Raw genomic sequence first — 13,193 nt, 5'->3', positions numbered from 1 at the left:
CCCGGACGGCGCGCCCGGGTGGGCGGAGGTGGTTCAGCCGAAGCCGAGCAGGCCGGGGAGCCAGGTGCTGAACACCGGGAAGAAGGTGACCAGCACGAGCACGACGGCCATCGGCAGGAAGAAGGGAAGGACCCCCGTGATCACCTGGGTGACGGGGCGTTCGGTGACACTCGACAGGACGAACAGGACCAGCCCCACCGGGGGCGTGAGCAGCCCGATGATGAGGTTGAGGATGACGACCACGGCGAAGTGGACGGGGTCGATGCCGTAGATCTCGGCGGCGGGGGCCAGGACGGGGACCACGATGAGGATCGCGGCGGTGGGTTCCAGGAGCGCGCCCACCACGAACAACAGGACGCACACCAGCAGCAGGAACACCACGGGACGGTCGGTCAGACCGAGGATGAGGTCCGCGGCCGCCTGTGGCGCCCGTTCGCGGGCCAGCACCCAGCCGAACAGGGCCGCCGCGGCGACGATGATCAGGACCGAACCGGCCGTCTCCACCGTCTGGACCAGGACGGTGCGCAGGGTGCCTCGGTTGATCTTCCCGTAGACCGCGCAGAGCAGGAACAGGTACAGCACGCCGATGGCCGCCGCCTCGGTCGGGGTGGCCGCGCCGGTGAGGATGCTGCCCAGGATGACCACCGCGGCGCCCAGGGCGGGCAGGGACCACCACAGGGTGCGCATCCGGTGTGCCCAGGAGGATCGCTCCTCGCGCAGGTGGTCCTGCTTGCGCATCTTCCACCAGACCATGACGCACAGCGCCGTCACCAACAGCAGGGCCGGGACGATCCCGGCGACGAAGAGCGCCCCGACCGAGACCCCGGCGGTGACGGCGTAGATGATCGCGGGGATGCTCGGCGGGATCAGGGGGGCGATGAGGGAGGAGGCCCCGGTGATGCCGATGCTGAACCCGACGGGGTAGCCGCGCCGGACCATCGCCGGGACCTGCACGCGTCCCATGGCGGCGGCGTCGGCGATGGCCGCCCCGCTCATCCACGAGAACCCGAAGCTGGTGGCGACGTTGACGTATCCGAGGCTTCCCCGCAACCGGCCGAGGAAGGCCAGGGCGGTGGCGTAGACGCGATCGGTGATCCCCGAGGCGTTCGCCAGGCACCCCAGGAGGATGAACATCGGGACGGCGAGCAGGGGGAAGGTGTTGACCCCCGAGACGGTCTGCTGGACGGCGATGGTCAGGGACGCGGTGGGGTTGACCACGACGTAGACCAGGGACGGGATCAGTAGGGCCAGGGCCACCGGCACCCGGAGGAAGAGCAGCACGACCAGGCCCAGGGTCATCCACAGCAGGGTCATGGCCGGGCCTCCTCTCCGACCGGTTCCGTTCCCGGAAGGGCCGGCCCGCCCCTCTGGCCCGGGCGACGGACCAGGTGCACCAGGGTGTGGGCGCACATCAGGGCGAACCCGAGCGCGGCGGCCAGGTAGACCACGGGGATCGGCACACCGGACGCGGGCGCGGTCAGGCCGGCCGCGGAGGCGACCAGCGCGACGGCCGCCACGGTCATGACGGCCGAGGTGGCGATGACGACGACACCGGCCAGGACGTCCACCACGAGGGCGCCGCGCGACCCGAGCCGGTCGACCACCAGGTCCACGCGGATGTGCAGTCGGCGTCCGGCCAGGTGGCCCGCGGCGAGGAAGGTGAGCCACACCAGCAGGAACCGGGCCAGCTCCTCGGTCCAGGACAGCGGCGCCGCGAACACGTATCGGGTGAGGACCTGGAGGACGAGCAGACCGAAGGTGGCCAGGAGCACCGTGACCAGGACCGAGCGTTCGACCGCGACCACCGTGCGTCGGATCCGGCCGCGTTCCTCCAGGGGGTCGGGGGCGCCTGGGGCGCTCGCGTCGGTCACGTCCCCTCCTGGATGGTGAGGTAGAGCTCGCCCCAGGGCACCTGGTCGGGCAGGCGCTCGCGGACCCGGTCGGCGAAGGCCTCCCGGTCGACGTCGCGGTTGACGGTGATGCTCCCGTCCTGTTCCCAGCGTTCCAGCGCCTCGGTCTCCTGTTCCACGATGCACGCGCGCACGGCGTCGGCACCGTGTTCCATCGCCGCGTCGAAACGGACCCGTTGGTCGTCGTCGAGGGTGGCGTACACGCCGTCGTGGGTGACGACGTGGACCGCCTGCACGATGTGACCGGTGAGGTTGACGTACCGCTGCACCTCGTGCAGCTTGGACGACTCGATGGTCGGTACCGGGTTCTCCTGGGCGTCGAGGGTGCCCTGTTGCAGCGCCATGTAGAGCTCGTCGAGGGCCATGGGGGTCGCGGTTCCGCCCATGGCGGCGATGTTGGTCAGGTACAGGGGGGCGTCGGGGGTGCGGACCTTGAGCCCGTCGAGGTCCTCCGGGGTCCGTACGGCCGCGTCGGAGGTCAGGTGCCGGGTGCCGTAGTACCAGGTGGACAGTTCCCGGATCCCGGTCTCCTCGTACATGCCCTGGTGGATGTCGGTGACCTCGGGGCTCTCCACCGCCGCCAGGAAGTGGTCGACGTCCTCCAGCAGGTAGGCGCTGTCCAGGAGGGCCGCGGGCTCGTGCCAGACCCCCAGGAAGGACGGCCCGGCCACGGCGAGGTCGAGGCCGCCGAGCGCGATCTGCTCCAGGGTCTCGGCCTCACTGCCCAACTGGGCGGCGGGGTAGCTCTCGATGTTGACGCCGCTGCCGCTCAGGGACTCCTGGATCGTGGGGACCCCGCAGGTCTCGACGGGGTGTTGGGCGTCGTAGACGTGGGCGAACTGGAAGAGGGTGTCGTCGGGGCCGAACACCTCGTCGGACCGGACGTCGGTGTCGACGCGCCCGCCGACACAGGCGGTGAGGGACAGGACCAGGGTGAGGCCCGTGCACGCCCGGAACAGGACGCGGCGCCGAGGGCCGTGCCGTGTCACGTCGCCCCTCCCCCGGGTGTGTCCGTCCCCCCGTCGGTCCACGGCAGGTCGGAAGGGGCGGTGAGTCCGAGTTCGGTGGCGAGCGCGTCGAGCAGGTCCACGGTCGCGGGGCTCAACGGCACACCCTCGCGGGCGGCCGTGGCGGCCGCGCGGCGTTCGGGGTCGCCCGGGGCGTGGACGTGGGTTCCGGTGGCGCCGCAGGCGCGCACGCGGTCGCGCAGGTCGGAGACCTTCCGTTCGGTGTGGGCCCGACCGGTGAAGGCGTCGGTGTCCAGGGCCAGGAGCAGGTGTCCGGTGTTCATCCGTGCGCCGCGGTCCGCCCAGATGTCCTCGGTCCGGTGCGCGAACGCGGCGGTGGTGAGGGAGGCGGCCAGGGCTTCGAGCAGGACCGAGAGGCCGGATCCCTTGGCCCCGCCGAACGGCAGGAGGGCTCCGGACAGGGCCTCCTCGGCATCGGTCGTGGGCCGGCCCCGGGCGTCGACCGCCCACCCCTCGGGGAGGGGACGACCCTCGTTGGCCGCCGCGACGACCTTGCCGTAGGCGCCGGCGCTGGTGGCCATGTCCGCGGTGAGCGGAGCGTCGTCGGCGGTGGGGACGGCGATGGTGAGGGGGTTGGTGCCGAGGAGCGGGGTGGCACCCCCGTGCGGGGCGACGGCGGGTCCCGTCGTCGAGGTCACGATGCCGATCAGGCCGTGGTCGGCGAGCCGATCGGTCCAGTAGGCGCCGGCGCCGTAGTGGGTGCTGTTCTGTACCGCCACGGCGGCCACCCCGTGGTGGCGCGCCTGTGCGACGACGTGTTCGAGGGCGCGGTCCAGGGCGATCTGGCCCAGGGCCGCGTCGGCGTCGAGGACGGCCACGGCGCCGTGGCGTCGGACCCAGGTGAGGGTGGGACGGGGGTTGATGCCGCCCGCGCGCAGCGCGCTGACGTACAGGGGCAGGCGCAGGAGTCCGTGGGAGCCGATGCCGCGTTGGTCGGCCTGGACGAGGGAGTCGGCGGTGAGGCGGGCGTCGGGCTCGGGGACACCGGTGCTCGCGAGTGAGGTCGTGGCGAGGTCGCGCAGGGGCCGTGCCGGGAAGGTGCGCGTTTCCAACAGGTCACCTCCATGTTCCTATAGGAAACACGCGGATCGTATATGTGGACTGGATCACAGACAAGGGGGTCTCGGTGATGGGCTTCGCGTTCGCCGGCGGACCGGGTGTGGTCGTTGGATTTCTCCGAGATGACCTGCCCGAATGGAGTTAATCGACATATGGGATGAATTCGCGCCGGTTCGGCGGGTATTCGCTCTGTCAGGACTCGCAACCCCGCTCTGCGAGAAAGGACCCGCATGACGTTCCCCCGAACCCTCACACGGATCGCGACCGCCGCGGCCGCCACACTGTTCCTGAGCGTGCTCGCCCCCGCGGGCGCCTCGGCCGACGACGTGTCGGTCGCCGACCTCAACCTGCGCACGCCCTTCGACTGTGGGCAGGTCTGGAACGCCAACACCCGGACCAACCACAACCCGCAACTGTCCGTCGACTTCCAACGGGACAACGCCCAGGGCCAGAACGTGCGCTCCAGTGCGGCCGGCACCGTGACCACGGTCGCCAACCTGGGCAACGAGAGCTACGGCCGCTACATCATCGTCGACCACGGCAGCGGCGTCACGACCCTGTACGCCCACCTGCAGACCCAGTCCGTGTCCGTCGGCGACAGCGTCTCGACCGGCTCGGTGATCGGCACCGTCGGCAGCACCGGCGGTTCCACCGGACCGCACCTGCACTACGAACAGCGCGAGAGCGGCACGGTCGTCGAGGTCGTGCTCAACGGCGTGGAGATCCACTACTACGGCAACACCACCATCACCAGCAGCACCGGCTGCTGAGCCACGGCCGCCCCGTTCCCGGACGGGGCGGCCCTGACCGTGTGGCCTTCCCGCCACCGCGCCGCGCACGACGCCGGCGCGGTGGCGCCGTCTCGTTCGCCCGAAGACACGGGGTGTCGGCCCCGGGCCCGCGTGGGCGGGATTCGAGGTCGCCCGCCCGAGATCGTTGGGAACTCGGGCGTCGCGGGGCAGGGACACCTCATCCCTGTCGGTGTCATCCCGGAGCCCGGCGATGCGGTCACGCCGCGCCACCGGCGCGGTCAGCGGGCGCCGCGCCGCAATCGGAGCCGGTAGGAGTACTGCTCGGGCAGGAAGTGGCTCGTGGCCAGCTCGACCACCGCACCCCGAGTGTCGAGGTAGGTGCGGTCCACCCGCAGCAGTGGTGCCTCCTCCGCGCAGCCCAGGTCGCGCACCACCTCCGACGGAGCGGCCACCGCGGTGATGCTCTGCTCCGCCTCGGCCACGGGGTGTGCCAACCGCCGGTCCAGGAGACCGATGACGGTGGCGGCGCTCTCCGCCCCCTCCCGGTCGAGCTCCTCGACGTCGTCGAGCCGCGCGCCGACCCACGGCGGGAGGTGGACGGTCGTCACACAGAAGGGATGGCCGTCGTGGTCACGACGGAAGTCGACGCTGTGCACGGTGTCGGTCTCCAGCCGCAGCCTCCCGGCGACGTCGAGGTCCACCCTGCGTCGCAACGGCCGCAGCACGACCATGCGCGTGTCCTCCGACAGCGCCATGAGGTCCTCGACCGAACCGAACCGGCGCAGGTAGCGGCCCGCGTTCCGGGTCGGGTAGGTGCCCCGGCCCCGCACCCGGTGTACCAACCCCTCCGCCACCAGGTCCTGGAAGGCGCGGCGGACGGTCTGCCGACTCACCCCGTGCAGGTCCGCCAGTTCGGCTTCGGTGGGCAGGCGCGACCCGTCGTCGAACCTGCCGCCGAGCACCGCCGTTCGCAGTTCCCGCGCCACCCTCTGATAGGCAGACTCGCCGCTGTTGACCGCCATCGCTCCCGCCCTCGTCCCGACCCGTCCGGACCACCATTGTCCCCGTCCGCGATGGGCCGGAAGACGCACCGCGCGACGAGGAGGTTCGCCCCGCTCGTGGCCTCAGGGGTTCACGGGGCGCCCACGGCGGGGGCCGACAGGTGGGCGCGGAGCAGGTCGGGCGCGGTGGCCCAGGTGGCGCCGGCGAGCACGGCGGGCACCTCGGGACCACAGTCCGCGAACTTGGCGGCCAACGCGGTCTCGTCGGCGGGCCGCCCCGGGGCCCCGGCGGGCAGGTCGAGGGTGGCACTGTGGCGATGCCCGTCCTCGGTGGTCACGTGGACGGTGGTGACCCCGTCCAGGAGACCGTCCCCACCGGGGGTCGATCGGACGCGCACGGCCTCCACCAGGCGCCGGGCCTCGGGGCGCCGTGCGGCCTCGTCGGTGAAACTCGCGAAGCCGGGGTGGCCGTCCAGGAGGGCCGTGGCCACGGCGTACTCCAGGCTGAACTTGGCCTGCAGCCCGGTGGTGGGCCGGTGGTGGAGGAGCGGGTGAAGGGTACCGCCCGGGGTCTCGACCTCCACGAGCCGGACCGCGGCGGGGTCGGGCACGGCCTCCGCGAGCGCGCGCACGGCGCCGATGGGGCGCTGCATGGCGTAGCAGCAGGGGTGGATCTTGGTGGCCAGGCCACCGGGGACGGCCTCGGCGGCGGGGTCGAGCAACTCCGGGGTGAAGGCGTCGGGGTCGCCGCCCACCAGGGCGAACCACTGGTCGAGGGCGGTGGGGTCGGTCTGGACCCCGGACGCGGCCAGGCGGGCGGCCCGGACCCCGGCGTGGGTGGCGAAGCCGACCTGGAGGGATTTGGCGTCGGTACCGAAGGCACGCTGGACGCCCCCCGCCGCGGGGACCGCGAGCGCCATGGCGGTGGCGGTCCCTTCGGGTGACAGACCGAGCGCGAGGGCGGCGCCGACCGCGGCGGCGGGCGCCCCGGCGGTGCAGGTGGCGTGCCAGCCGTCGGTGTAGTGGCGCCAGCCCAGGGCGGTGCCCAGGCGGGCCATCACCCCGGCCGCCGCCAGGTAGTGCTCCTCGCTCCCGCCCACGGCCAGGACCGCGGGCACGCACACGACGCTGATGTGGGCGGTGGAGGGCAGGTGCAGGTCGTCGAAGTCGAGGACGTGACCGATCGCGGCCCACCGGGCCTCCTCCGGCAGGTCCCGGGCGAGGTCGACCAGCGGGTGGTCCTCGGCGGCGAGGGTGACGGCCAGGGTGTCGCGCAGGGATCGGTGCGCGAGGGCACGGTCGTCGGGGGTCGGGGTGAGGGAGTGGGCCCAGTCGGCGAGGGCGCGGGCGATGACCATGGGGCCTCCGGGGAGCCGAGGGGTGAGTTCGCAGAGGTGCGCTCGATTTGTACGGCCATTTTCTGCGCCCGGTATGCCCGCTGTCAACGCCCTGGAGACCAGGTGCAGCGGCAGGGGTTTCCGGTTCTGTCGGCGATGTACACCGGCGAGCATGTATTGGCCGTACATGCTGGAACGGGCAACGGACAGGGGGCGTGTGCGGGCACGGGCGCGCCGCACGGATGCGAGGCGGGCGCGGCCGACGAACGACGAGCGTGGCGCCGGGGCCGGTCCCGTCGCGCGATGCGCGCGCGGCGTCGACGCCCCGCGTTCCGCACCCTGTTCCCGGTGTGCCGAGCCCCGCCTCCGTCGCCGACGGTCACCGACGTCGCCGAGGGCCGGGACGGGTGATCGACCACCCGCTCCGGGTCCTCGGCGTCGGTGCGCGACGGATCAGACGGCGGGTTCCCCCGCGCGGTAGCCCAACTGGTGCGACAGTTCCATGGCGGCGTCCGCCATACGCGGGGCCAGCTTCTCCAACGCCGGTCGGTCGGTGCGCACCGCGGGCACACTGATGCTCAGCGCGGCGGCCACCTCACCGGCGTGGTCGCGCACCGGCGCGGCGATGCCCGCGACCCCGAGCACGCGTTCCTCCAACGAGATCGCGTACCCGCGCTCCCTGATCCCGGCGAGCTCGGCGCGCAGGTCCGCGGGGTCGATCCGGGCGTGGGTGGTGGAGGACCGCAGGTCCTGGGTCAGGACCCGCTCGCGCAACTCCTCGGGGGCGAAGGCGAGCAGGAGCTTGCCGGGGGCTCCCTGGTGCGGCGGGATGGGTGCGCCCAGGTCGGTGTAGGTCCGCCGCAACGGCAGTGTGCTCTCCACCTGGGCGATGGTGCGCCGGACCGGGGTCTCGTCCATGATGTGCAGCCCCACGGTCTCACCGGTGAAGTCCCGCAACGCCGTCATGGTCTCCTCGGCGTGCAGCTCCAGGGAGAGCTGGGTGCGCGCGGTGTCGGCGAGGCCGAGCAGGCGCGGACCCAGGCAGTAGCTGGTGCTCCGGGGAAGCTGGACGACGAGTCCGTGTTGGACGAGCGTGGACAGCAGTCGATGGGTGGTGCTGCGGGTGAGCCCGGTGGCGCGCGCCAGCTCCGACACGCTCGCCACCGGACGTGCCGGGGAGAAGGCGGACAGGATCGCCACGGCGCGATCGATGGCCTGGACCGTGCCCTGCTGGCCTGTCATGGTGCTGGGTGCCTTCCCTCGTCGTGGCGCGTCGGCGGCCCGGGCGGGCCGCCGACGCTCGTAGAGCATCGCGGTCTGGGGGATCAACGCAGCAGCGGTCCCGTCTCGCGGACGTCCGATACCTCGTCCATCGACGATACAAGCCCGACCAACGCGGCCGTGCGTTGCGCACCGAGCACCGGCTCCAACAGGTCCACCGCCTTGGCCTCGACCTCGGCGACGCTCATCGGATCGTCCACGCTCCCGCGCACGGCCGGGACGTGACGGCGCAGGCGACGCCCATCGGTGGTGGTGGCCACCAGCGTGGCGCAGCGGACGCCACTGACCTCGGGATCCTCCGTGAGCGTGGTGCGCTCGCGCAGGGACCGGACGAGGGGGTCGGACATGCGTGCGTCGTCGTGCGCCATGGCGAAGGTGAACGCTCCGTCGATGAGCGTGCCCGCCACCAGGTACTGGACGTTGATGTCGGGCATGTCGCGGTCGTCGACCACCCGGCACAGGTCGTACGGGAGGGTGATCTCCAGCGAGGCGGTGGTCTCGGCCGTGAGACCGTGCTCGTCCACCAGGTCCAGGACCGCCTGCACCGCGGCCTGGGCCGGCGAGCCCACCGCGAACTTCTTGATGTTGGTGTGGATGATCTCGTACCGCTCCCCCAGCCCGGCCGCGAGGCGGTCACGGTCCACGCGGGTGGAGAGCGCGTCCAGGTAGTTGGGTTGACCCGAGAACACGTCGGCGACACCGTCGCAGCCGGACGCGACGAGTTCGGCGGCGCGGACCCCGTTGGCGGCGGGCATGCCGCCGAAGACGAACGCCTTCTCGACGTGGTGGGGGTCGCGCAGCCAGCTGGTCACCCCGCCCGCGCTCTGGGCCGCGTAGGACAGGGTCCAGCGGACCCGCTCGGCGTCCATGCCGTGCAGCACGGCGGCCGCGGCCGCGGCGCCGAACTGTCCGGCCAGGGCGTGGGTGCTGTAGCTGCTGCCCTCGGCCAGGACCGGGGGGCGGCCCAGCGCCATGACCACACGGGTGCCGACGTCATAGCCGACGGCGACGGCGGTGAGCAGGTCCCGACCGGAGGAGCCCAGGTCCTCGGCGACGGCCAGGGCCGCGGGAACGACCCCGCACCCCGGGTGGCTGAGCGAGGCCGCGTGGGAGTCGTCGGTCTCGTCGGCGTGCGCGGACATCCCGTTGGCCAGGGCGGCGGTGGCCGGAGAGGCCGTGAGATCCGTTCCGAGGACGGTGGCCCCGGATCCGCCCTGGGTGCGGGCGTAGGCGGCGCCCCTGATCCCGGGTTCGAGTCGGGACCCGGACAGCGTCGCCGCCAGGGTGTCCAACACGTGGAGCCGGGTCTTGGCCGCGACCTCGGGCGGCAGCCCCCGTTCGCGGGCCCCCGCGACGTGCGCCGCCAGGGCGGCGGTCCGCGGGTCGACCGGCGTCTCAGTGGCGTCGGGGACGGCTGTGCTCGCCATCGGCGGACTCCTTCTCGTTGCGTGAGTGGGGTGCCGGATCCGGAGAGCCCCCGTCGCCGGGTGGTCCCTCCGTGGGCCGGAGGTCGCCGCCGGCCGTGTCGTCGTTGGCGGTCTCCCGGGCGGGCGGAACACCACCGTCGGGGTCGGTGCCCTCCCGGTCGGCGCCGCCGTCACCGGGACCGTCGCTCTCGTCCCGGCTCTGGGCCTTCTCCTTGCGCGAGCGCAGGAGCAGGTAGACCACGGACACTCCGAGGACGCACCACAGGACGATGGCCGTGGGGGAACCGAAGAAGTAGGCGACGCTGTTGTTGCCCAGGGCCAGCGACCGCATGAGGTTCTCCTCCGCGAGCGGCCCCAGGATCAGTCCCAGGATGAGCGGGATCACCGGATAGCCGTTCAATCGGAGCACCAGGCCCAGGACACCGAAGGCGATGGCCAGCCCGACGTCGAACATCGAGAACCGGACCGCGAAGGCGCCGGCCAGCGCGATCATGAGGATGGTGGCGATGAGGTAGCCGAACGGCACGCGGGTGATGAGCGCCAGCGGGCTGGCCAGCAGGATGCCCAACGGGAAGATGAGCAGGCTGGCCACGATCATCGCCAGGACCGCGGCGTAGGCCTCACCGGGGTGGGTGACCAGGATGCGGGGGCCGGGTTGGATGCCCTGGACGTAGAGAAAGGCCAGGACGACGGCCATGGTGGCGCTGCCGGGGATACCCAGGGTCAGGGTCGGCACGAGGGTGGCGCTGGCGACGGAGTTGTCGCAGGCCTCCGAGGCGATGACGCCCTCGGGGTGACCGGTGCCGAACTTGCGCCCGTTGCGGGAGCGGCGCTTGGCGAACGAGTAGCTGACGAAGTTGGCGATGGTGGTGCCGGCGCCGGGGACCAGCCCGATGATGATGCCGATGAGACTGGACTGGCCGAGCGTGCCCGGGTAGCGCACGGTCTCCCTGGCGCCCTTGACGGCGTCGCCGACCTCCTCACGGATCTTGGAACCGTAGGAGATCCGGCCCTTCTTACGGGCGTGGCGCGAGCGCGCCGCGAGGTAGAGCATCTCGCTGACCGCGAAGAGCCCGATGAGCACCGGGATGAACGCGATGCCGTCGTAGAGCTCGAGTGTGCCGAACGTGAAGCGGTTCTGGCCGGTCAGCGGGCTGGCGCCGACGGTGGCCAGGACGAGTCCGAGCACGCCCACCATGAGGCCCTTGCGGACGGTGTCCCCCATGAGCGAGGAGGCGACGACGAATCCGAGCAGGATGACGACGAGCATCTCGCGGGCGTTGAAGGACAGGGCGACCACGGCGAGCGGTCCGAGGAGGAACAACACGACGAGACCGCTCGCGGTGCCACCGATGGAGGAGGCCGCACGGGCCACCCCCACGGCCAGTCCGGCCTTGCCCTTGCGGGTCATGGCGTAGCCGTCCAGTGCGGTGACGGCCGAGCCGGCCTCCCCGGGGACGTTCATGAGGATGGCCGGGACCGCGGCGCCGAACTGGGATCCGGCGTAGATGCTGACGATGAGGATCAGCGAGTTCTCGGTGGGGAGTCCGATGGCGAAGGGGAGCAGGAGCGCCGCGGTGTTGGAGGTGCTCAGTCCGGGCAGCACGCCGACCATGAAGCCGAGGCACAGGCCGGCCACCAGCCACAGAAGGGCGTCCGGTTGGAAGAGCATCGCCATGCCGGCGCCGATGGGTGCGAAATCCATGGTCTACCACCACATCCCGCTCGGCAACGGCACGTCCAGGAGGAGGCCGAAGACGACGTAGGCGCTGGCCCAGATGCAGAGTCCGCCGACGACGAGCGGCAGCGGGCGCCGCACGCCGGTGATGGCCAGGGCCCCGATGACGAGCACGGGGATCACTGTGAAGAAACCGAGCGGGGTGATGAGGGAGAGGGTGACCACGAGCAGGGCGATGACGGCCAGCGGGCGGCCCGCGGTGAGGCGGTCGGGCTCCTCGGCGCTCGCGTCGTCTCCGGTGTCGTCGGTCGTTCCGGCGGAGGGGTCCGTGGTCGACGGACTCGTGGACGGTGTCGCGGCCACCGGGACCGCGGGGCGTCGGAACAGCTCGCGGACCAGGTTGTATCCGCTGACCGCGAAGAGCACCGCCGCGAGCACGGCGGGGTAGACCGCCTCGGGCCCGTGCAGCGTTCCGACCTGGGTCAGGAACACGGCACCGAGCGTGAGGGGGAGCAGGGCCGGCAGTGCTCGCCAGGCGAGGCGACCGCCGTTCCCGATGGCTCCGGTGACAGGCATGAAGCCCTCCTTCCGCGCTAGCACGGTCACTCCGTGAAGGCGTCGGGGGACTCGTCGAGGATGGCCTGGATCTGTTCCTCGTTGAACTCGGCCAGTTCCCGCAACTCGTCCGGTGTCAGGTGGGCGACCTTGGTGACCTCGTTGAGGGACTCCAGGTCGGAGAGGTAGTCGGTGTCCTCCAGCGCGTCGGGGAGCACGTCGACGAGCGCCTGGTAGCGCTGGGGGAAGTCCTCGGCGCACCCGGCGGGGGCCCAGAGGGTGTAGTTGGAGGCGCTCTCGGCGATCTCGGCGTCCAACGCCTCGGCGATCGGGGGGACGCCGTCGGTCTCGTCGGGCCAGAGGTTCTCCGGGGCCTGCACGGTGAGGACGCGGGTCTCGTCCTCGATGCCGAGGCTGTTGAAGGCCCCGGCGTGGGTGGCGTCGACCTCACCCGAGATGAGGGCGGTGCGCGAGGGGCCGCCGCCGTCGTAGGAGATGATGTTGAACTCGGCCCCGGTGGCCTCCTCGATGTCGCGCAGTCCCACGTAGTTGTTGCTGGTGCGGAGGCTGACGCTGATGCGGATCTCGCCGGGTCGCTCTTGGGCGTCCTCGACGAACTCCTCGATGCTCTCCCAGGGGGCGTCGTTCTTCACCCGGATCACGCCGGGTTCGATGCTCATGCCGCCGACGGGGGCGAAGTCGTCGAGGGTGTAGTCCACATCCTGGGTGAGGTAGGAGAACTGCAGGTGGGGGACGCCCTGGACCATGAGGGTGAGGCAGTCGCCGTCGGATCCGGCCGCGCTCTGCGTGCCGATCGCCGTGGCGGCGCCCTCCATGTTCTCGACGGTGATCCGAGCGCTGAGGCGGTCCTCCAGCGCGCCCTGGACCTGGCGGATCGTGGTGTCGAAACCGCCGCCCACGGCGGTGGGGACGATGATGCGGAGGGACTGTCCGGCGAAGTCGTCCATCCCCCCGTCCTCGGCCCCGGCACCGCCGCCACCACAACCGCTGACGGCCAGGAGGACCGCGGAGCCGAGAGCGAAGGGGGCGACCCACCGAGGGCCTGGGTGGTGACTCATAGCAAACACCTGTTCCATATGTTGGATGTGTTTCCCGAAGGTTGCCCCACTGTGCTTAACGTCACTCACCTGTGTCAACAGGTTGT

General features: G+C 71.8%; 12 protein-coding genes. 1 reads left to right on the top strand and 11 read right to left on the bottom strand.

Annotation, left to right across the window (positions count from 1 at the left end; all coding sequences use genetic code 11):
• Nucleotides 1-33 precede the first annotated feature (33 nt).
• Genes DSY14_RS08745 through DSY14_RS08730 form a run of 4 tightly spaced genes read right to left on the bottom strand, consistent with a single transcriptional unit; the run spans nt 34 to nt 3,990 of the window.
• Entirely contained in the window at nt 34-1,314 is a 1,281-nt protein-coding gene (locus DSY14_RS08745) for a TRAP transporter large permease (RefSeq protein WP_211715980.1), read from the bottom strand.
• A complete protein-coding gene (locus tag DSY14_RS08740) occupies nt 1,311-1,871 on the bottom strand; it encodes a TRAP transporter small permease (RefSeq protein WP_307851169.1) in 561 nt (186 codons plus the stop codon). The genes DSY14_RS08745 and DSY14_RS08740 overlap by 4 nt, the downstream gene beginning before the upstream one ends.
• The gene (gene dctP / locus DSY14_RS08735) at nt 1,868-2,899 is read right to left on the bottom strand and encodes a TRAP transporter substrate-binding protein DctP (RefSeq protein WP_211715979.1); all 1,032 of its coding nucleotides are present in this window, start codon (nt 2,897-2,899) and stop codon (nt 1,868-1,870) included. The genes DSY14_RS08740 and dctP overlap by 4 nt, the downstream gene beginning before the upstream one ends.
• Nucleotides 2,896-3,990: an Ldh family oxidoreductase gene (locus tag DSY14_RS08730; protein WP_249187547.1), complete on the bottom strand. Its 1,095-nt coding sequence runs from the start codon at nt 3,988-3,990 to the stop codon at nt 2,896-2,898. The genes dctP and DSY14_RS08730 overlap by 4 nt, the downstream gene beginning before the upstream one ends.
• Before the next feature lie 237 nt (nt 3,991-4,227).
• Between DSY14_RS08730 and DSY14_RS08725 the strand changes: the two genes are divergently transcribed.
• Nucleotides 4,228-4,767 (top strand): M23 family metallopeptidase, encoded by a 540-nt coding sequence (locus DSY14_RS08725; RefSeq protein WP_211715978.1) that lies wholly within the window; start codon nt 4,228-4,230, stop codon nt 4,765-4,767.
• Nucleotides 4,768-5,027: 260 nt separating this feature from the next.
• Here DSY14_RS08725 and DSY14_RS08720 read toward each other — a convergent pair whose 3' ends face one another.
• The 7 genes from DSY14_RS08720 to DSY14_RS08690 form a co-directional block, all read right to left on the bottom strand.
• Nucleotides 5,028-5,771, bottom strand: a complete 744-nt coding sequence (locus DSY14_RS08720) for a GntR family transcriptional regulator (RefSeq protein ID WP_211715977.1) — start codon at nt 5,769-5,771, stop codon at nt 5,028-5,030.
• A gap of 110 nt (nt 5,772-5,881) precedes the next feature.
• Nucleotides 5,882-7,108, bottom strand: a complete 1,227-nt coding sequence (locus DSY14_RS08715; RefSeq protein ID WP_211715976.1) for an MmgE/PrpD family protein — start codon at nt 7,106-7,108, stop codon at nt 5,882-5,884.
• Between the two features lie 432 nt (nt 7,109-7,540).
• Complete coding sequence (locus tag DSY14_RS08710) at nt 7,541-8,329, bottom strand: IclR family transcriptional regulator (RefSeq protein ID WP_211715975.1); 789 nt, start codon at nt 8,327-8,329, stop codon at nt 7,541-7,543.
• An 83-nt stretch (nt 8,330-8,412) separates the two neighbouring features.
• A complete protein-coding gene (locus DSY14_RS08705; protein ID WP_211715974.1) occupies nt 8,413-9,795 on the bottom strand; it encodes an MmgE/PrpD family protein in 1,383 nt (460 codons plus the stop codon).
• Nucleotides 9,764-11,500, bottom strand: a complete 1,737-nt coding sequence (locus DSY14_RS08700; protein WP_211715973.1) for a tripartite tricarboxylate transporter permease — start codon at nt 11,498-11,500, stop codon at nt 9,764-9,766. The genes DSY14_RS08705 and DSY14_RS08700 overlap by 32 nt, the downstream gene beginning before the upstream one ends.
• 3 nt (nt 11,501-11,503) lie before the next feature.
• Nucleotides 11,504-12,049 carry a tripartite tricarboxylate transporter TctB family protein gene (locus DSY14_RS08695; RefSeq protein ID WP_211715972.1) on the bottom strand — a complete coding sequence of 182 codons (546 nt, stop codon included), beginning with the start codon at nt 12,047-12,049 and terminating at the stop codon, nt 11,504-11,506.
• A gap of 26 nt (nt 12,050-12,075) precedes the next feature.
• Entirely contained in the window at nt 12,076-13,107 is a 1,032-nt protein-coding gene (locus tag DSY14_RS08690; protein ID WP_211715971.1) for a tripartite tricarboxylate transporter substrate binding protein, read from the bottom strand.
• Nucleotides 13,108-13,193: the final 86 nt, after the last annotated feature.

The sequence above is a fragment of the Nocardiopsis sp. MG754419 genome, assembly GCF_018207095.1.
Classification (GTDB): Bacteria; Actinomycetota; Actinomycetes; order Streptosporangiales; family Streptosporangiaceae; genus Nocardiopsis.
Note: the sequence above shows the minus strand (reverse complement) of the source record. Positions and strands in the feature narration are given on the sequence as shown.